We start from the raw sequence: 19,508 nt of genomic DNA, 5'->3' as shown, positions 1-19,508 counted from the left end.
GCACGGCGCCGGTCAGGACCGGACGTCCGCGGTCCACTGTCCGATGCGGAAGATGACGAATTCGGCGGGCCGGACCGGTGCGACCCCGATCAGGCAGATCAACCGGCCGTTGTCGAGGTCGTTCTGGGTCATCGTGGTGCGGTCACAGCGCACGAAGTACGCCTGTGCCCGGGTCGCCCCGAGCAGTGCGCCGTTGCGCCACTGCAGGTCCAGGAAGTCCTCCACGGTGCGCACGATCTTCTGCCAGAGGTCGGGGCCGTTCGGCTCGAAGACCGCCCACTGGGTGGCCTTGTCGATGGAGTGCTCAAGGAAGAGGAAGAACCGCCGGACGTTGACGTACTTCCACTCCGGATCGCTGGTCAGCGTGCGCGCTCCCCAGACCCGGTTGCCACGGCCGGGGAAGAACCGCAGGGCGTTGATCCCCTCCGGGTTGAGCACTTGCTGGCGGCGGGTGTTGATGTTGGCCTCGAACCGGGTCAGGCCGTAGACCACCTCGTTCGCCGGTGCCTTGTGGACCCCGCGGGTGACGTCCGAGCGGGCATACACCCCGGCGACGAATCCCGAGGGCGGTAGCAACAACTTGCCGGGCTGGGCGCCCTGTTCGGGACTTTCGTTGGGGTCGAGGGTCTCGATCCAGGGGTGGTAGAGCGCGGCGTAGGCCGAGTCGAACTGGCCGCGGAACTGCCGGATCTCGTTGATCGACGCATTCGGCGGACCGTCCACGATGGCGATGCGGTAGGCGCCGGGAGCTTCCGCATGGGTGATCAGTGCCTGGACCGCAAGAGTGCTCTGCTCCTTGCTGTCCAGGTCCCCCACGTCGGGCAGCGCAACGATCGCGATGTCGTCGATCTCGGCCAGCGCCCCCAGACCGGTCGCCTTGAGGGTGGCGTCATCAGGGTCGGCCTCACGGCCCTCGAGGTCGCTGGCACTGGGCACCTGGCCGTCCACGCCGCCCGTCAGCTCGAAGTGACCCCGCACGGACTTGTCGACGTCGTCCACGCCGTTCGTGAGCGCAACGGCCAGCGGAATCGGCTCGGCGTCGCCTGTGTCGAGCCACACGACGGCGGCCTCGTCCTCGGGGTCGTCCTTGTCGAGGACCTTGCCGATCCACCGCCGGTTGTCGCGGTGGCAGCCCAGGCCCGCGATCCGGTCGGTCCGGTCCGGATCGACGAGGACGGTGACCTCCAGTTCGACCAGGACCAGCTGGTCCGTGGCGGACAACGGGTCAGTTGTGCCCTCGGCCCGGCGGAAGGTCTGTGCGCCCAGCGTGTCGACCTCAACGGTCCGCAACGCGGTGGGATCCAGCGAGGTCCTCGGGCCGGGCAGTGGCGCGCCGGCCGGCACTACCTCGACGAGCGAGCCGTTGCGGGCCCGGTTGGCGCGACGGGCGGCCGGGGCACCCGCCGGGGCGTCCACGGCCACATTGCGGCTGCGCACGGGTCGTACCTCGACCCGGACATTGCCCATCTGCCCGGGCCAGCGGGCCTTCCAGGCCGCGGTCGCCGTCGTGCCGCCGTCGTTGTGAACGACCACCTCGTGCGTGGCCACACCCGTCTTTCCCGGCGGCGGGACGTAGACCCGGGAGACGTACAGCCGCTGCCCACCGTTGAGGAAGAAGGCGCGGGCCGCGTGCGCCAGATAGGGCGTGCGGTCAGCGTTCAGCAACTCCAGCTTGCCGTAGAGCCGCTCGAACTCGACGAAGCTGGTGACGAGACGCGGCTCGGTGGAGGTCGGGCCACCGCCGTAATGCACCGGTCCGTATCGGGTCATGCCCGCGAAACCGGTCGTGCTGGTCGGCACCCCCTCGATGGACTTCGCACGGAAGCTGACCTCTTCGACGAAGACACCGGGTGCCAGATACTCGGGCATGGCTCCTCATGGGGTTCAGTGCAGGATGAACGGGCTCGGGGGACTCACCAGACGACCGAGCCGCACGGACACGGTCACTGTGGTGCGGACCGAATGCTCCGCGGGCACCGAGGCCCCCGCGGAGACGTCGTCCGGTATGCCGGCCGCCGGCAGCGTCTCCAGCAGCAGATCCGCCAGAGGATCGTCGCGGGTGCCCACCGGGCCGTCGAGCGGCGGAGCGGGCCGGGCCGCCAGATCGAGCCGTACGTCGAGGGCGAAGCCGGCAGGTCCGGTGAGCGCCGACGGGGGAACACCGAGGACCAGCAGGAATTCCCCACGGTCGTCACCGTGCGCCCCACCCAGCACATCACCGTGCGTCGCGTGCCGTGCGGTGACGCGTACCCAGCGCACCGGGGCGCCCGCCGCATCGACCACCCGTCCGCGGACCCCCGTGGCATTGCCCTGCGGACCGTAAGCCGTACCGGGGAACACCCCGATCCGCCGGGCACGCGACGCGGGCCGGGCGCCGGACGCCTCCTCGGCCAGCACAGTCGCGAGCGGAACGAACGGCACCTCCAGCCGGCGGGGCACATAGCGGCGTGCCGTGTCGTAGACCCGCAGGCGCACCGGCGGTGCCGTGCGGTCGCCGAACAGCAGCCGGAACCGTCCGGGGCGCCGCCCACGGGACAGGGCTGGCAGACCGATGCCCGGGTCGTACAGCATCGTCGCCGCGGCATCCAGGCTCGCCGGCGGCGGCACCTCGTAGGGCCGCGGCACCTCTTCGACGGCCACCGCGACATCGGCTGGCTCACCGCGCAGCGCGTCGATCACCTGGAGGCCCAGGGCGAGCCGGTGCGTCCGTACGACCGGGCCCGCGGCGCGGAAGAGGGCACGGGCAGTGGCGGGCACCGGGCCGGTCACTGCCGAGCCCCGGTGGCCACGGTGAGGGTGTCCGGCGCGGGCACCGGATCCTGCCCGGTGACGACCACGACCCGGGCGATGTACGGAAGGGAGAGCCGGAAGTCGACCGACAGGGCCTCGAAGGTGCGCATCAGGTCATCCGTGGACAGGTCCTCCAGCACCAACTGGACTCCCTCATCCGGCTCCCACCCACCGGAGGGATCCAGCAGGGGCCCCGAGAGGACGGCGACGTTCTCCAGCGCCTGCAGCGTGCGGCCCAGGATGAGGTGCTCGTGTTCGGCGTTGTCCGCCCACGCAGTGAGGAGGTAATGCAGGTCCAGGGGCAGATAGCTGCGACCGTCCTCGGCACCACGTGCCGACCAACTGGCCCGCAGGCTCTTGTCGAAATCGACGCGGTAGAGCAGCAGGGAGAGCGCGGGGAACTGGATCGACGAGTTCTGGGCGAGGTCCAGGTCGTCGGTGCGGATCAGCACGGCCTTGGTCGAGACCCCCGCGATGGGCTGCTCGTCGGCGAAGGCAAGGGTGAGCAGCCGCTCCAGACTCTTGCTCACCGCGCTGACACCGCCGAAACCCGCCATGTGCACAGCGTGGCCCCCCGACGTTCACCACCCGTCGGCTACCGCGTATCCGCCCACGTAGCGATATCCGTCAAGAACGCGTCAACGCACCGTCGGCATCTCCATCAGCGCCCTCGCAACCGTCCAAGAACACACAGGTCAGCCGCCGTCCACCGAGCCCCCGAGAAGCTGGCTCCCCCTCCCGCCGGTATGAGGCCGCCACCCGGGTGAAATTGACCAGTAGGGGGCCACGGCCCTTCACCACGTCCGGGACGTGGGAGGCGATACTGCGCAGCGTCCGCAAACGCATTTCCGTGCCTCTCCGGCGCGTGCTGACCTTGGGATTCCATGCCCGGAAATGACCACCACCCAGGACACGCCTCAGCAGACCCCAACCACCGCCTTCGGCTCCTGCCGACCTTCGAACTGAACTGTCACGGCCGTCCGGTCCGGCTGCCGGCGGCGGCCCAGCGGCTACTGGCCTACCTCGCCCTCCGCGAGCGACCGCAGGACCGCGGCACGGTCGCGGCCCGGCTGTGGACGGACCTGCCCGACGAGCGGTCCGGTGCCGCACTGCGCACCACCCTCTGGCAGATCCGGCAGGCGGCACCACGTGTGGTGGCCACCCATGGCTCACAGCTGCGCCTGTGCCCTTCGGTGGACATCGACGTGCACACCTCCGTCAACTGGACCCGGCTGCTGGAGAGCGGCGAGCACGCCGAGAAGTGCCTCCCGGACTCCTTCCGGTACGACCTGCTGCCCGACTGGCCGGACGAGTGGGTGACGACCGAACGGGAGCGGTTCCGGCAGATCCGCCTGCACGCCCTCGAAGCGCTGTGCCGCCGCCTGACCGAACTCGGCGAACACCGGTCCGCCATCGACGCCGGGCTGAGCGCGGTCGCCGCCGACCCGCTGCGCGAGACCGCCCAGCGCGTCCTGATGGAGGCCCACCTCGCGGAGGGAAACCTCTCCGAGGCGGTCCGGCAGTACCGCACCTACGCCGGCCTGCTCCGCCGGGAACTCGGCGTCGAACCCACCGCCCACCTCACCTCCCTCCTCCCTCAGGCAGCACGCCCCCGCCTCCATGCCCCCCGACCCCGAACCGGCGGTTGCACCACGAGTACCTGAGGCGGGTCCGGGGTGGTGACGGGTGGCGGGCGGAAGGGGGCCTGTCCTCCTGCCATGGAGGCACTCGTCGAACGACTGTCACAGCTGGATTCGCAGGTCGAAGGCGCGACCGCCTCGTCGCGCGCTACGACGCACCCAAGCCCGGATCGGGTCATCCCCTCCGGATTGCATCCTCCTGCCCCGGATCGGGCTCGGCTGGATTGTTCATGGTGTCACCGGCTCCCTTGGATGCGCTGCCCCATCCCCCAACGACGAGCCGACGTATCGAACTGTGAGGTCGGCACGTCGCCTCACATCTCACGGGGCTGCCTCGTCGTACCGATCAGACTGCATCCGATCAAGCCGCACCTGATCCGACCGGCACTCGATCCGACCCCCGCAGGAAGAAAACCGATCATGGAACCCATGAACGTGGCGATCATCTACTGCAGCTCCACCGGCACCGTACATGCCTTGGCGCAGGCGGCCGTTGAGGGCGCGGAGAAAGCCGGCGCCCACGTGCGACTGCGCAAGGTTGCCGAAACGGCCCCACCGGAGGCGGTCAACGCCAGGCCGGAGTGAGCCGGACACCTGGCGGACACCGCCGACGTCGCCGAGGCCGGTCACGACGACCTGGAGTGGGCCGACGCGGTGCTGTTCGGCAACCCCCCGCTTCGGCAATCCGGCCAGTCAGCTCAGGGCGTTCATCGACACCACCGGCCCGCTGTGGTTCCAGGGCAAGCTCGCGGACAAGGTGTACTCGGCCTTCACCGCATCCAACACCGCCCACCGCGGGCAGGAAACCACCCTCCTGGCGCTGGCGAACACCTTTTACCACTGGGGCGGCATCATCGTGCCCCCCGGCTACACCGACCCCATCCAGTTCCAGTCAGGCAACCCCTACGGCACCTCCCACGTGACCGGCGAGGCCTGCCCGGTGAGGTGGCCCTCCAGGCGGCCCGCTACCAGGCCCGCCGCGTCGTCGACACCATGGCCGCCTTCAAGGCAGGCCGCGCCGCCTGATCCGGCACGTACGCGACAACAGCCTTCGCCTGCTCCCTGCCTCGTTACCAGGCACGGGAACCAGGCGAAGGCCGTTGCTGCCTGTCTTCCGGGTGGGTGGTGTACCGGTCGTCCTGGACGGAGGCGCCGGCCTCACGCGATGTCCCTCAACTCCGCCAACACCATGGTCATCTCCGTTCTGGAACGCCGCCCGGAGATCGGCCTCCGCCGCGCCCTCGGCGCCACCAAGGGCGCGATCCGCCGGCAATTCGTCACCGCGTCACTCCTGCTCTCGGCACCGGGCGGGGCCGCGGGCGCGGCACTCGGCGCCGGGGCGACGCCCACCTTCGCCATGGCCCAGGACTGGGAGGTCGGGAGGTCGTCACACCCCTGTGGTCAGTCGGCGGCGGCCTGGGATCCACCTCCTGATCGGCATCCTGGCTTGCCTTTACCCGGCGATCCGCGCTTCGGGTCTCCCTCCGACGGTGGCTCCGCATGCGCCGTGATGTCCGGCCGCGCGGGGAGGGGACGAGTCAGCCTTCGTCGTCCAATGCCGCGAGGAGGGCCCTGGCCTCGGCGTGCAGCCGGTCGACGTCAACGTGACCACAGCAAACCTGCAACCCGGGGGAGGTCAGGTCTGGCCTGCCAGGAACCACGTAGTGCGACCGGTAGTTGAGGTACGGCAACCACGCGCGGTCCGCTTCCCGCCCGATCGCCAGGGTGGCATAACACCATTCCGACGTCGAAGCAGAGCCCCGCCTCGGCATCTCGTCGCCCTCGTCTCTCTCGTCCGTCTCGTCTTCTGCGAGGTCCACCTCCCGGCAGTAGGGCCGGGCCACCGTCGGCAGATCCAGCACCGCCTGGGCGAACTCCCTTACATGGGCGGCGTCTTGGAAAGGTACGAACTCCCTGAAGGCCGGCGAACCGGCCCAGAGCAGCCACCGTCGCCCCGCCTCCGTTGGCTCGTACACCACCGAAAGGATCGAAGGAACCTCCGTCGTGGCGTCGTCCCGCCATGCGTAGAGGAAGACCTGCTCGAACTGCTCGAGGCTAGTAATCATCGTCGTCGTCCGGATACTCCCACCCGATGTCTACCTTTGCTGACGGCGCGACCTCCTGCACCGCCTGATGGACGCGCTCCTCGAACTTTGGCTGCCAGCGGCCGAGGCCGCTGATGATCAACGGGTAGTCGGTGCCGCCCACCACCTCGAGTTGCCCCTCCCACTCCTCCACCGCAAGGCGGACCGAGTGGTCCATCCCCTCGTCATGTATCACTGCCTCAAGGGCCTTCAGTATCCGCTCCGCCTGCTCCGGGTCGCTCGGCCCGGTGACGGTCAGCTCAAGATCGATGTTGACTGACATGGGGCAAGGCTATGGGAAGGGCCGAGGTGCGTCGGGCCTGGCCTGCGCCTTCGCCGTCACCTTGGATTGTGCGCCGATGGCCAGTTTCCTACCTGCCCGTTGACCAGTGGGGAAATCTGGGCACCAAGAGGCTCGCCCCGGGCGGCTGCGGCCGCGCGATCACCCCGGGCTGTCGAAGACGCCGGCCTGGAGGCCCGGATCACCGGCCACTCCGGCCGACGCGGCGTGGTCACCACCGGCCGCAAGCGCGGCAAGCACGCCGAAGTAATCGCCGCGTCGCGTCCGTAACGGGCTGTACTACAGGTCCGAACGCGGCGGCACGGATCAGCCCGTCGAGGCGAAAGGCCGTACTGCGTGCGTAAGTTCCCGGAGGCCGGTCGAGGCTTCGAGATGCGGAGGTGCCCGGTCGGAGCCACAGTGGATGTGACACCAAGTGACTGGAGCTTGAATGGGCAACCAGGGCCCCACCGATTTCGGAAGTCTTTGATCCGCTCGGTCCCCCTCTCCGGCTGGACTCCGAGCCGGACGGACTCCCGCTTCCCCTTCGGCCGCTCAGAGGGACACTCCCGCGCTGGAGACTTCCATGACAAGGCTTCGCACAGCGCTCACGCTTCCCAACAGCAAGAGCTATCTCTTCTTCGATGACGACACGTACCACCGCTACGACGCGGTCACCGGTGTCCGTGAGCAGACCAACCTCAGCGTGTCGGAGAACTGGTCCGGTCTCACCCACAGCCCGGACGCGTTCTTCTGGTGGGGTGCCGGGAAGGCCTACGCTTTCACCGGCTCCACTTATGTCCGCTATGACGAGCGGGCCGACCACGTCGACCCCGATTACCTGCCGCCCAACCCGCCGTTCGTCCTTGCAGGGAATTGGACGGGCCTGCCCGAGGCGTGGGAGAGCGGCATCGACACGGCCCTCAATCTGGGCAACGGCAAGATTTACCTCTTCAGGGGGGACTCCTACGTCCGCTACGACATCACGGCCGACCGGGTCGATCCCGACTACCCGTTGCTCATCGACGGTCGCTGGCCGGGGCTCTTCCCGCGGGATCTGACGGCGGCACTGTACCCGGGCGGGCAGTTCGCCTACTTCTTCCGGGGCGACCGTTACCAGCGTTACGACCTCGACGCCGATGCGGTCGACTTCGAGGACGCCCTCGCCAACCTGAGCTTCACTCCGGCGCCCGCCGGCGGTGTCGCACCGGCCCGCCTGCTCACTGTGGACCAGGCGAACAAGCTGACCCTCGACCTCATCGCGCGCGGCAAACTCACGCTCAAGGGCGGCTCTACCACCCCGGCCGTCGGCCAGCGCCTGGCCGTCCAGCCACCGGCCATCGACGGCATCGGCTACGTCAACGCCCTCAATCCGAGCGCGGGGTTCTTCGACAACGTCGATCAGCGCATGCTGATCGCGCTGTACCGGCTGACCAGGTGGATCAACGCGTCCAAGCCGAACGTGAGCGAACTGCGACACCTCGGAATAGGGCATGGCAACGGCCCCGCCAACGACTGTCACAACCAGGGTCGTGCCCTCGATCTGTCGGGTATCTTGGGGGCGCTTGACGGTTCATCGTTCAACAAGTCGATCCTGACGGACTGGGGCGACCTACCGGCGATCCCGGGCAGCAATGTGCGGATCTCACCGTCCGTCGACGCGTTGACATTTCAACTGTTCTCGACCGCCTTCCGCTTCGGCACCTACGAATGTGAAGGAAACGGGGTCGGGGCCGGCAACAAGTGGCCCATGCCGGACCTGGGCGGGAGCGGGTTCGTCATCTACCCGGACTACGGGGGTGACCCGGCGCTGCGGCAGGCCCATCAGGACCACATCCATATGCAGGTCGGAAAGACTCGGGCATGATCCCCCACGACTGAGGTGAGTGTTGTGCGGCCGGGACTCGTATGCCGTGCCCGTCAGGAGGCGGAGCATCGGGTAGCCGGGGCCTGAAGGGTCGGCCGGAAGCGCTGTGGTGCGGCAGGCGGTCAACCTGAGAACGTTTGATGAGTGTGCCGACGGTAGGTCGCCTCGCAAATTACCCCACTTCTCGCTATGGGCGCGGACAGATCTGCTCGCCGAACGTCCCCCACCTGCACGCAGACTTGCTTATGGGCGCCGCAAGGAAGGGGTGTTCCCGACGGGTCGTGTCGGAGCCGGTAGGACGGATCGAACGGTGGCCGCTGGGCTTCGCGGAAAGATCGTCGGGTGGGTGTCGGCGCAGGCTACGGCCCGCCTCGCGCCAGTGGCGTTCATGACGGAGCAGCACGGCCATCGCCTCCCATAGTTCTCTCGCGCGTGCCGCTGGCCGGATGGTGAGGTGGCACGGTGACCAACCACGATGGGGCGGCGGCTGTCCGACCGTTGACACGGGCTTGGGTGAGCCGTCACCTGGAGGTCGGCGAACGGATTGTCAGGACCGAGGCACTGCACGGCGGCATCACTGCCGAAATGCGGAGGCTGACCAGGGCGTGCCGGCTCCTGGACTGATCGCGGATGTTCCGACCGCCGCGCACTGCGAGTATCCGTCGCTCCTGATGACACATCTGGCGGGCCGGACGGTCCTCAGTGATGAGGAATGGGAGCCGCGCGTTTCTCTGCTGGACCGTCAACTCGTGGCGATCCACGCGTTGCGACCCGCCGAGCGGCCCCAGGAATATGTGGCGTTGACGACCGCGGACACCGTGGTGACTCCGAAGGGTGCCGATGCGGCGGTATGGGCCACGGCGATCGCCGTGATCCGAAGGCTCGCGCCGCCCTATGAAGGGCGGTTCCTGCACCGGGACTTCCCACCCGGCAACGTGCTGTTCGACGTGCCGCCCCAGGGCCGGCAGGTGCCGCGGAAGGTGCCCGGAACACCGGCGTCGTCGACTGGGCACATGACTCCTGGGGCCCGGCGGATCTCGATGTGGCGCACTGCTCGACCCATCTCGCGCTGCTGCACGGGCCGGCGTGCTCAGAAGAAGTGCAGTTGGTGTCGCAACCATGGCAGGAGGCGGGGAGGACTGAGCTGACGGCGCGGGCTCTGGAGGAGCGGCTGGATGCCTGTGTCACTGTCCTGATGGACGCGCTGGGCTGAGCCAAGGCGGTCCAGGGCCCGGCCTCCGGCCTCATCGTTCACCCGCTCCACCAAGTGGGGAGTCGAGCAGACCTGGGGAATTTCGGGAGTCCGGGATTCTGGCGGCGGTTGCGTGATGGCTACGGTCCCCTGTGGATCTGTCACGCAGCTGTACTGGCGGCACCTCTTTGGGGCATGTCCGGGCCGGCAAGACGGGAAGGGCGACCGGCAGGTGGGCTCAGATGGACGTCGCCTTGGCCCGTGGGGGAGTGCATGAGGTCCCCCACGGGGCCGTGGGCGGTGGCTTTCAGTAGCCGATGGTGAAGCGGCGCTGCACGAAGCGCGGCAGCTCCGCCTCATCGATCAAGGCGATGGCCGCGTCCTCCACCGAGATACGGCTGCGGCCGTCAGCGTCCAGGACCGGCTGGTCGCCGCCGATCCGGAAGCGGCCGGTGCGCTCGCCGGGGCCGATCTCCTCCGCGGGGCTGAAGTAGGTCCACAGCCGGTTCGAGGTCCGCAGGACGGCCAGGGCATCGCGGTGACCGCGTACCGCTGCGGCGTATTCGCGGGGCAGCCCCAGCTGGTCTAGTGCGGCGTGCAGCAGCTCGTCGGAGTCTGCTCGCACCACCCCCGGTTCGATTTCGAGGCTGCCGGCGCCGCCGATCACGATGAGCCGGGTCTGGGGGCGGCTCTCCAGGGCCTTCAGCAGGGCTCGCGCCGCTGTCGCGTAGACGGTGGGGTCGGCGATCGAGCGCCGGACGGTGTCCGCGAAGTCCTTTGCGGCATTGCCCGGCTGGAAGCCGCTGATCAGGACGTCGAGTCCGGAAAGGGCGCCGGCGACGCTCTTCGCGTCCAAGACGTCGACGCTCGCCCAGGTGATGTTGTCTCGACGCTCCTGGCGCTGTGCCTGAGCGGCGTCCCGGCTGAACGCCTTGACGGTGTGGCCGCGGTGGAGGGCCTCGGTGACGACGCGGCTGCCGATTGTGCCCGTGGCACCGATAACTCCGATGTGCATGGTTCTCCCCTGTACATGCAGAAGTGGGACGCCACCAATCGTGACGCCGTGCAGAAACTATACGCCGTGAAGTATCCGTACGGGACGAAGTAAGTCGACGCTGTAGAGTGCCCGTTATGGCAGTCACAGGAAGCACCGGAAGGCGCGAGCGGCTACGGGCCGAAACCACCGCCGAAATCAAAAAGGTGGCACTGGCGTTGATGGCCTCGGGCGGGCCGGACGCCATCACCCTGCGGGCCATCGCCCGCGAGATGGGCATGACCGCCAACGCCATCTACGGGTACTTCCCGACCAGGGACGACCTAGTCACCACGCTGATCAACGACGTGTACACCGCCTTGGCCGACGCTGTGGACACGGCCTGGGAAGCCACGCCCTCCGTCGATCCCGCCGTCCGGATCGAGGCGTGGGCCAACGCCTTCCGGACCTGGGCCCTGGTCAACCCCCAGGGATTCCGCCTCATCTACGGTGACCCCGTGCCCGGCTACCAGGCCCCCGAGGGAGGCCCCGCCCCCGACGCCGCACGCCGGGTCTGCACCGGGCTCACCGCCCTCGCGGCAGCCGCCTGGCCCCACGCCCAGCACCTCTACCAGGGCAGCGCCTTCGACTGGTCCGACTTCGACTCCGGGCTCCTTGCGAAGGTGCGTCCCGCCTTCCCCGACTTGCCGCCCGCAGCCGTCGCCCTCGCCCTACGCATTTGGGGGCACCTGCATGGACTGGTGTCACTGGAGGTCTACGGCCACATGCGCAACCAGACCACCAGCCCGGAGAAGCTCTTCAGGGAGGAACTCGCCCAACTCGTACAGACGTTGGGCATCCCGCGTCGGCGCTGAGCATCCCAAGCGCCGACAGGCTCTTTCAACTGCGGAACTGCGCAGGCCCACAGCGTGAGGACGGAGACGTTCGAGGCTCTGTCCGCAGTTTCCATCCGTCGCGGCTTCGGTCTTCCTTCCGCCTGGGACTTGTCCGGCCGATCATGTGACGATTCCCCATCGTGTCGTTGATGTGGGCATGGGGCGGGGTGATCTGACGGATGCCGAGTGGGAACGGCTGCAGCCGTTCCTGCCGGTCAGCAACAGGCGTTGTGGCAGGTGGCGCGATCACAGGCAGGTGATCGACGGGATTCTGCACCGGATGCGGACCGGCGTTCAGTGGCGTGACCTGCCTGAATGGTTCGGCCCGTGGAAGACCGTCCATGAACGCCATCGCCTGTGGTCGGCCGACGGAACCTGGGAACGCCTGCTCCAGCAGGTTCAAGCCGAGGCGGACGCGGCCGGGGAGGCCGACTGGGACATCTCGGTCGACTCCACGCATCGTGCGGGCACATCAGCACGCGGCCGGCGCCCGCACCGAACCACCGCCGGCGCCCACCTCAAAGGGGAGCCGCAGCGGCAGAACGCCAGGACGAAACGCCGTGGCAGAGCCTGCTCACCCCCTGGTGGAGGTGGTGCAGGAGACGACGTCGAGGACGACACTCCGGCGGCGGACCGCACGGCCATCGGCAAGCGCGTCTTGGGCGACACGATGCACAAGGTGGCCGATAAACCAGCCCGCCCTGGCAACGTCACCAAAGGATGGATCGGCCGCGGCACTATGCCCAGTCTTGCCGGCCGGGCAGACCAGGCGGCGGAAGCCGATGAGTCCGTGGGCCGACACCCCGAGTTCACCGATGTGTGCCAGGACCGTCACGAGACACAAGAGCGGTGATCATGGCCACCGTCCGCCGCGTGCCTGAAGCGAGAGCGAGCACTTAACCGCCTGAGATGTCTCCTGCGGGCCGTTACCCGGGGATGTACTGATCGGCCCAGGCGCTGATGATGTGGGCGGCTCGCTGTGCTTGTCCCCGGGCGGTCAGGAGGTGGTCTGCTCCTTCGAGCGAGACGAAGCTTCGCGGGTGTCGTGCCTCGCGGAAGATCTCGCCGGCGTTGTCGATGTCGACGGTGTTGTCGGTCGGCGAATGCAGGACGAGGAGCGGCAGGTCCAACTCGCCGATCCGGTCCCGCAGGTGAGCACGGCGGACGTCTTCGACGAAGGCGCGCTTGAGGACCAGGGTCCTCCCGCCGACGAACCACTCGTGCGACCCGTCACTGAGCACGCGGTCCACGACCGCGTCGTACTGTCGCTCGACGTGGCTGGGATCGACCGGCGCCCCGATCGTGGCGACCGCGCGGACGCCGGTCGCCTCGGCCGCCGCGGCGAGGACGGCGGCGCCTCCCCATGAGTGCCCCACCAGCAGATCCGCCGGGGTCCCTCGCTCCGCCATCATGGCTGCGGCACGGACCGTGTCCTGGACCTTGACGGTGAAGGAACCGTCCCCCCAGTCGCCGTCGGAGTCCCCGATCCCGAGGTTGTCGAAGCGCAGCATGCCGATCCCCTCGCGTGCCAGCTGCTTGCTGACACGCGACGCGGCCGGCGAGTCCTTGCCGAGCGTGAATCCGTGCACGAAGATCCCCCAGCCGCGGATCTCGCCGTCCGGCAGGTCGATCACTCCGGCCAGTTCAGGGCCGACGACGCTCGGGAATCGCACTTTTTCGCTCATGTTGTGATCACCTAGGCAGGGGCTGTTCGTGGAGCAGGGAAGACAAGGGTGCCACCGGCCGGCGCCACGCGCGCGCTCAGGGCGGGGGAGCAGCGGGCGCGGTGCCTGCCGTGATCGGCGCGTTAGGCGGTCGGCTTCTGGTCGGAGGACTGCCCGGCGGTGAGCAGTGCGGCGATCTCCTCGGCGAGGTGCGGGCCGAGCTCGCCCCAGCCGTCCTTGTAGCCGTAGACGCCGGCCAGGGTGCGCGCCTCGTAGTCGCCGTTCATGATCTCGATGTCCGTGGCCGTGATGAGCGCCGGGTGGGCGACGCCGACGGCCGCCGAGACCTTCAGCAGCTCCTTGCGGAGGGTGCGCAGGTAGACGGCGGCCCGGGTGGCCTTCGAGGCCGGGTCGAGGCCGCGGGCCAGCCACGGGCTCTGGGTGGCGATGCCGGTGGGGCACTTGTCGGTGTGGCACTTCTGGGCCTGGATGCAGCCGATCGACAGCATCGCCTCACGGGCCACGTTGATCATGTCGGCACCAAGGGCGAAGGCGACCGCGGCGTTCTCGGGCAGGCCGAGCTTGCCGGAGGCGATGAAGGTCAGGTCGTCGGTCAGCCCCTGCTCGGCGAAGACGCCGTAGACCCGGGAGAAGCCCATCCGGAAGGGCAGCGACACCGAGTCGGAGAAGGTGAGCGGCGCCGCCCCGGTGCCGCCCTCGCCGCCGTCGATGGTCACGAAGTCGACACCACGGTCACCAGGCGCCATCAGCGTGGCCAGCTCCTGCCAGAACTCCATCTCTCCGACCGCGCTCTTGATCCCGACCGGCAGGCCGGTCTCGGCGGCGAGCAGCTCGACGAAGTCGAGCATCGAGTCGACGTCGCCGAACGCGGTGTGCCGCGACGGGGAAGCGCAGTCCTCGCCGAGCGGGATGCCGCGGATCTCGGCGATTTCCGGGGTCACCTTCGCGCCCGGCAGCATTCCCCCCAGCCCGGGCTTGGCACCCTGGGAGAGCTTGATCTCTATCGCCTTGACCGGGGCGCCGGCGACCACATCCTTGAGTTTGTCGATGCTGAAGCTGCCGTCCTCGTTGCGGCAGCCGAAGTAGGACGTACCGATCTGAAGGACGAGATCGCCGCCGTTGCGGTGGTACGGCGAGAGACCGCCCTCGCCCGTGTTGTGCAGGGTGCCCGCCAGCGCCGCCCCCTTGTTGAGCGCCGTGATCGCCGCGCCGGAGAGCGATCCGAAGCTCATCGCCGAGATGTTCACCACGCTCGCCGGTCGGAACGCCTTGGCGCGCCCGCGCGGCCCGCCCAGCACCTTGGCCGACGGCAGGGGGGCCTGCGGGTCGTGCACGTCGGGCAGCGTGCCGGCAAACGTGCGCTGCTTCAGGTAGGCGTGCCCCTGCGTGTGCTCGACGTCGTTGTCGGTTCCGAACCCGAAGTAATTGTTCTCCCCCTTCGCCGACGCGTAGATCCAGGTGCGCTGGTCACGACTGAACGGGCGCTCCTCGTCGTTGGAGGTCACTATGTACTGCCGCAGCTCCGGCCCGATCGTCTCCAACAAGTACCGGGCGTGCCCGAGCACGGGGAAGTTCCGGAGCAATGCGTGCTTCTTCTGGACAAGGTCACGAACAGCCACCAGCGCCAATGCTGTTGCGGTGGCCGTGGCGATGCTCCGGACGCGCATGAACTTTCCTCTCCTCGATGCTCGACTCCATGCCATACGGTGGAGTCGTCGTGCCGGGCGTTGGGCGGCGGGCACGATCCAGCGGGCGTCAGCGTCCGTCGGAGAACGCCCGATGATATTAGGGGCTCGCCCGGATAGGTACGGGGGGCAGGGTCGCGGGTGGGATGGTCTCCCCAGTGGTGGGTCCGGATTCCCGGTGACCGAGCCGTTGCCCGTCACCTTCCGTGGTGGGACAACGCGGGCCACCGACGCCGAAATCCCGCCGCACCGGGTGAGGTGGAGGAGGCACCAGCCCGCGGTGCCGACTTCGAGCAGTGGTGCCGCTCCGAGCTCTTCCAGGTGCTCGTTGACTTCCAGGTCACCTATCTCCCGCCGGACCGCTTGGTTGAGCGCGCGTCCGCAGGCGCGGGCGGGGGCCTCCAGGCCGCGTCATAGAGCAGGGCGACACCGCGATCCGCCGTCCAGAGTTTGTTCATGACGGTCTGCGCCGTGGTCATCCAGCCGTCCTCGTCGGCGCCCCAGGGTTCCGGGCGGGTGTAGGCGGCCCGCAGCAGTCTGTGAGGAGCTGGTGGTGATGTGGCAGCGCGAGGCGATCGAGGTGTCGGCTCCGAGGTACATCGCTGCGCTCAGTCCTCTTGGTCTTCCCATTCTTCGCCGCCTCGCATGGTGCGCCAGTCTTTGAGGTCTTCCAGTGCTGTGCGGGCCAACTCGGCGTATTGCACTGGGCACTCCCACAGTTCACGGGCCGAGAGCGTGGTGGGTACGGGGGTGTCCGGGTGGTCCTGCGGCGCGTACAGGTGGACCACCGCGCGGTACCGGTCCTCGGTGGTGGCCTCCGCGGCGGACCAGGGATGCTGCGGGTGCTCGCAGGAGGCGCCCAGGTCAATGGTTGCCACAGCGGCGGCCAAGTCGCGGGCGTACGAGGGCGGCAGGCCCTCGTATGTCTGGGCGATGCCCATCCACATGCACAGGAACAGGCCGATCCGCTCCTCGTCTCGCACCTGCCCGGAGAGCCAGCGGCGGGCGGACCACAAAGCGACCGGCCCGGTGTTGTCCTCCCAGGACCGGCGGATGGTCTCTTGCATGGCGACGACGTCGAGACCGCCGTCGTCCCGGACGAATTGCGCGTCGAGGTGGCTGACGTCGATACCACCGAAGACCTCTCGGTGCGCCTGGCGCATGTGGCTGACGGCCCGGTCGGCGAGGTCGGCGAGAAATCCCTCGCAGTCGAACGCCGCCAGGTCGTCGCCGTGAACAGCGCCGTCCGCGGTGAATGCGGCCCGCCCGGCCGCGGTCAGCATGCTCACCCCGGCCTCGATCCCGTGCTCGGAGTCCAGGTCCGCGGGATGGGTGCCGGCCGGGCAGGTGCAGCAGGTGGGATCCAGCGTGGCACGGATCGCGTCCAGGACCGCCACGTAGGAGGTGAACAGGGACTTGTTGAAGATGCGTGCGCACAGATACCAGCAGGTGGCATAGAGCAGGACCGTATAGCCGGTCCGCTCCTGGCGGCCTTGTGGGGTGCCGTGGAGGTCGAGGGCCTGCGCTGCGTCCTCGGCGAGAAGGGCGAGGGTCGATTCTGGGTCCACAGAGGGGTAGTCGCTGACGATCCCGGACAGGTCGGAGATCAGTCGGCGGTGGTGGGCGGGCAGTGCGGAAGGCGTTTCAGTCACGTCCGTATGCGACGACTGCGCTTCACGGGGCGGTTCCCGGCGCAAGGCGACTTTCGCACCCGCACGCGTGGCTGCCACCAGGCTTGGTCGAGCACCAGTATGTACGGCTCTGCGAATGCCGCGCCTGATACGCCGGCGGGGAAGAGGGGGGTATGGCAGTGCTCGTGGCAATGACGGGTTGCGCGCCGTCTGTCTTCGCGCGTGGGGAGCGGGCCTGTACGAGCCGTCGGTGGGTAAGGCTGTGCTGTCGCTGGCCGAGGAGCCTTCCAGCTCCACCCTTCCCCAGGTCGCCGAGCACGCTCCGAATATCTGCTGGGAGTGCATCTTCACTCCTCGTACGAGGTTGGGAAAGTGCGATGTCGGCAGGGGAGTCACCGGCCGAGGCGTCAACGCCGTCAGGTCAGCATCGCCTCCGACGCGCAGCGGGCCACCCCACGCAGGGAGGTTTCTGATGGACGACAGTCTGGAGTGGATCGGAGCGTACGCCTACGGTGGACCGTCCGCGTACGGGATGTCGGGCGGATCTCGTTGACCGCCGTGCACCGGATGCCCGTCGCGGATGTGCTGCTTCAGCTCGGCGCTACCCAGGTCAGATGTCCGCGGCCGTCCCCTACCGGGACTTCGACCAAAGCGACGGGGCGCCCTGCATGTACGGGACCTTCGGTGACTGGTCCTACGTCCTGAAAGGACCGTGGCCGGTGCACCTGGGCAGAGTGACTGGCACGACGGGGGTAACCGGGTCGACGTCGGGCCCGAGGAACAGAAAGCACGGCGGCCGGCCCCCGGTCACTCACCGACGACATGCTTCACACCGTGCTCCGGCGCCGCGCGGACGGCGCGTCCGACGAGCAGATCCAGCCCGACCTGATCAGTCCCACCGGCAAGCGCAAGGGCCAGAACCCTCGGTGGCGAGCATCTATCGGGCGCTGACCGAGCACGCCAAGCGCGAGGCGCACCCCGAAGCCGTCGAACAGGCCCACGCCGACTTCACTGCCCTCCAGGTCGGCGAAGTCCCCGGACCTCGCCCCGCTACCCCTGACCGAGCGTCACGCTGATTACAGAGTGCTACTCGTCACTTCGTCGTAGCTTCGGGAGGACAGGGCCGGTTCGGGGAGCATCCGTCGTGCACCGGGTGGACGCCCTGATCGGCCAGCCGGCGCTGTGCCGCATCCGAACGAAGTGGCCTGCGGCCGCGGGCCGAAGGCTGGGAGGCGGATGTGGCTGGCGGCCGGGTTCTCGCCCGCCGGGCCGCGCTCTAGACTGCGACCGCTCCGAAATCTGACGATCTTTTGGAGGGTGTGCAGGATGAACCGAGCTCTCATTGCCGCATTGGCGGCAGCAGCGTTGGTCGTGTCCGGAGGCAGCACCACCGCCTCCGCTTCCGATGCCCCGCCGCGAACCACGCACGGTCCTTGCCAGTACACCCAGACCCCGGACGAGCCGGCGGCGCGGTGGGTTCCCCTGCCGCCCGATCCGCGGCACACCCCCAGTCACGGCACGGTCGGTATGGCTGTCCGGACCAGCCAGGGCTCGCTCCCGCTGCGTCTGGACCGGGCGAAGGCGCCGTGTACGGTCCAGAGCTTCGTGCACCTGGCGCGGCACCGGTTCTACGACCGTACGGTGTGCCATCGGCTGACGGCGTATCCGACGCTGAAGGTCCTGCAGTGTGGCGACCCGACCAGCACTGGCGAGGGTGGGCCGGGGTACAAGTACAAAGACGAGCTGCCAGTGGACCTGCCGCCGGCACCGAGCGATCCGACCGGCGTCCGTCGCCTTTACGGGCGAGGCTTGCTGGCGATGGCCAACGCCGGGCCGAACACGAACGGTTCGCAATTCTTCGTCGTCTACGGCGATTCCGCGCTGCGACCGAACTACACGGTGTTCGGCACGGTCGGTGCCACCAGCCTGGAGACTCTCGACAAGATCGCTGCTGGCGGTATCGAACCAACTGCGCAGGATCCGGCGCCTGTCGACGGCACGCCCGTGCTGCGGACTGAGCTGCTCAGCGTCCGGCCGTCCTGCCGACCCTGACGAATTGTGGCACGGTCAGCGCGGTCCAGCTGTACGACTGGCTGCGCCATGGTGATGCCAGTCACGGCGATGACGGTGTCGTCGGCGTAGGGCAACGGGCCGCGGAGGAGGCAGCGATCGCGAGGTGCCCCTACGTTTTTGGTCAAGGGAAACGGGGGTGCGTTGGGTCGGGGGCCGGGCAGCATGGCGGGGTGGCTTCGCGCCCGTCCGGGACGGCGGTCTATCTCGCCGCCGCGCACATGGCCCCCGCCCCGCTCGCCCTGGACGTGGTCACCACCGCCCCCGTCGACGAGCAGACCAGGGCCGCACTGCGACTGCGGGCCCCCTGGTCGCTCATCACGCACGATGCCGTCCCTCTGCGCGCGGCGGAAGCCGATGACGACGAACTCGCCGCACTCGTCGAGGCCGGGGTGTGTATCGGACCGGAGCCCGTCACCCTCGGCGGCCTCCTCGCCGCTCAGCCCGATGGCCGGCTCGACACGATGTCCGGATTCCTGCTCATTTCCGCCCTCGACGCCGCGGGCAAGCGGTACTGGATGCTGCAGCCAGCCACGTACGGTGGAGGCGTGCTCTACGGAGATGCCGCAGCTCGCGTTCGCCCGGTGGACGCCCCCGCCTGTGCTCCCGGCCTCGGGGCCGCGGCCCAACTCGCGCAGCGCGCCGGGAAGGATCGCCACGAGCGAGGCCGGCCGGTCCGGTGGGTTCCATGGAGTCTGTGTCCTGGATTTCACCC

General features: G+C 68.8%; 14 protein-coding genes and 4 pseudogenes. 9 read left to right on the top strand and 9 right to left on the bottom strand.

Features of this window, described 5'->3' with window-relative positions:
* Positions 1–12 precede the first annotated feature (12 nt).
* From ACZ7MX_RS36930 to ACZ7MX_RS36920, 3 genes are read right to left on the bottom strand one after another with little or no spacing between them, the layout of a single operon-like run.
* Positions 13–1,869 (bottom strand): phage tail sheath family protein, encoded by a 1,857-nt coding sequence (locus ACZ7MX_RS36930; protein ID WP_472138716.1) that lies wholly within the window; start codon positions 1,867–1,869, stop codon positions 13–15.
* A gap of 15 nt (positions 1,870–1,884) precedes the next feature.
* Positions 1,885–2,757 carry a serine/threonine-protein kinase gene (locus tag ACZ7MX_RS36925; protein WP_472138714.1) on the bottom strand — a complete coding sequence of 291 codons (873 nt, stop codon included), beginning with the start codon at positions 2,755–2,757 and terminating at the stop codon, positions 1,885–1,887.
* Between the two features lie 8 nt (positions 2,758–2,765).
* Entirely contained in the window at positions 2,766–3,347 is a 582-nt protein-coding gene (locus tag ACZ7MX_RS36920; RefSeq protein ID WP_472138712.1) for a Pvc16 family protein, read from the bottom strand.
* Between the two features lie 327 nt (positions 3,348–3,674).
* On the opposite strand from ACZ7MX_RS36920, the gene ACZ7MX_RS36915 reads away from it, so the two are divergent.
* From ACZ7MX_RS36915 to ACZ7MX_RS36905, 3 genes and pseudogenes are all read left to right on the top strand, one after another.
* Positions 3,675–4,454 (top strand): AfsR/SARP family transcriptional regulator, encoded by a 780-nt coding sequence (locus tag ACZ7MX_RS36915; protein WP_472138710.1) that lies wholly within the window; start codon positions 3,675–3,677, stop codon positions 4,452–4,454.
* Positions 4,455–4,850: 396 nt separating this feature from the next.
* A pseudogene (gene wrbA, locus ACZ7MX_RS36910) lies at positions 4,851–5,456 on the top strand (NAD(P)H:quinone oxidoreductase).
* 139 nt (positions 5,457–5,595) lie between these two features.
* Positions 5,596–5,724, top strand: a pseudogene (locus ACZ7MX_RS36905) (ABC transporter permease); the annotation flags it as partial.
* 244 nt (positions 5,725–5,968) lie between these two features.
* Here ACZ7MX_RS36905 and ACZ7MX_RS36900 read toward each other — a convergent pair.
* Complete coding sequence (locus ACZ7MX_RS36900; RefSeq protein WP_472138765.1) at positions 5,969–6,496, bottom strand: hypothetical protein; 528 nt, start codon at positions 6,494–6,496, stop codon at positions 5,969–5,971.
* Positions 6,486–6,797: a hypothetical protein gene (locus ACZ7MX_RS36895; RefSeq protein ID WP_472138708.1), complete on the bottom strand. Its 312-nt coding sequence runs from the start codon at positions 6,795–6,797 to the stop codon at positions 6,486–6,488. Before ACZ7MX_RS36895 ends, ACZ7MX_RS36900 begins: the two co-directional genes overlap by 11 nt.
* A 583-nt stretch (positions 6,798–7,380) precedes the next feature.
* Here ACZ7MX_RS36895 and ACZ7MX_RS36890 point away from each other — a divergent pair.
* Both ACZ7MX_RS36890 and ACZ7MX_RS36885 read left to right on the top strand, forming a co-directional pair.
* Entirely contained in the window at positions 7,381–8,661 is a 1,281-nt protein-coding gene (locus ACZ7MX_RS36890; RefSeq protein WP_472138706.1) for a hemopexin repeat-containing protein, read from the top strand.
* A gap of 462 nt (positions 8,662–9,123) precedes the next feature.
* Positions 9,124–9,874: pseudogene (locus tag ACZ7MX_RS36885) on the top strand (aminoglycoside phosphotransferase family protein).
* 286 nt (positions 9,875–10,160) lie between these two features.
* Here ACZ7MX_RS36885 and ACZ7MX_RS36880 read toward each other — a convergent pair.
* Positions 10,161–10,868, bottom strand: a complete 708-nt coding sequence (locus tag ACZ7MX_RS36880; protein WP_472138705.1) for an NAD(P)-dependent oxidoreductase — start codon at positions 10,866–10,868, stop codon at positions 10,161–10,163.
* 116 nt (positions 10,869–10,984) lie between these two features.
* Between ACZ7MX_RS36880 and ACZ7MX_RS36875 the strand changes: the two genes are divergently transcribed.
* Both ACZ7MX_RS36875 and ACZ7MX_RS36870 read left to right on the top strand, forming a co-directional pair.
* On the top strand, positions 10,985–11,701 hold the full coding sequence (locus ACZ7MX_RS36875; RefSeq protein WP_472138703.1) for a TetR/AcrR family transcriptional regulator: 717 nt from the start codon (positions 10,985–10,987) through the stop codon (positions 11,699–11,701).
* 178 nt (positions 11,702–11,879) lie between these two features.
* A pseudogene (locus ACZ7MX_RS36870) lies at positions 11,880–12,246 on the top strand (IS5 family transposase); the annotation flags it as partial.
* A 402-nt stretch (positions 12,247–12,648) separates the two neighbouring features.
* On the opposite strand, the gene ACZ7MX_RS36865 reads toward ACZ7MX_RS36870, so the two are convergent.
* The 3 genes from ACZ7MX_RS36865 to ACZ7MX_RS36855 form a co-directional block, all read right to left on the bottom strand.
* Complete coding sequence (locus tag ACZ7MX_RS36865; RefSeq protein ID WP_472138701.1) at positions 12,649–13,407, bottom strand: alpha/beta hydrolase family protein; 759 nt, start codon at positions 13,405–13,407, stop codon at positions 12,649–12,651.
* 122 nt (positions 13,408–13,529) lie between these two features.
* The gene (locus ACZ7MX_RS36860; protein WP_472138699.1) at positions 13,530–15,074 is read right to left on the bottom strand and encodes an FMN-binding glutamate synthase family protein; all 1,545 of its coding nucleotides are present in this window, start codon (positions 15,072–15,074) and stop codon (positions 13,530–13,532) included.
* A 626-nt stretch (positions 15,075–15,700) separates the two neighbouring features.
* Entirely contained in the window at positions 15,701–16,744 is a 1,044-nt protein-coding gene (locus tag ACZ7MX_RS36855) for a hypothetical protein (protein ID WP_472138697.1), read from the bottom strand.
* A gap of 801 nt (positions 16,745–17,545) precedes the next feature.
* Here ACZ7MX_RS36855 and ACZ7MX_RS36850 point away from each other — a divergent pair.
* Both ACZ7MX_RS36850 and ACZ7MX_RS36845 read left to right on the top strand, forming a co-directional pair.
* A complete protein-coding gene (locus ACZ7MX_RS36850) occupies positions 17,546–17,674 on the top strand; it encodes a hypothetical protein (protein WP_472138695.1) in 129 nt (42 codons plus the stop codon).
* A 375-nt stretch (positions 17,675–18,049) separates the two neighbouring features.
* Positions 18,050–18,775, top strand: coding sequence for a peptidylprolyl isomerase (locus ACZ7MX_RS36845; RefSeq protein ID WP_472138693.1), 726 nt, complete (start codon positions 18,050–18,052; stop codon positions 18,773–18,775).
* The last annotated feature ends 733 nt before the right edge of the window (positions 18,776–19,508 follow it).

The organism is Streptomyces sp. NPDC107765, assembly GCF_055657085.1.
The sequence above is the reverse complement of the archived record's forward strand: the minus strand, read 5'-3'. Positions and strand labels throughout refer to the sequence as shown.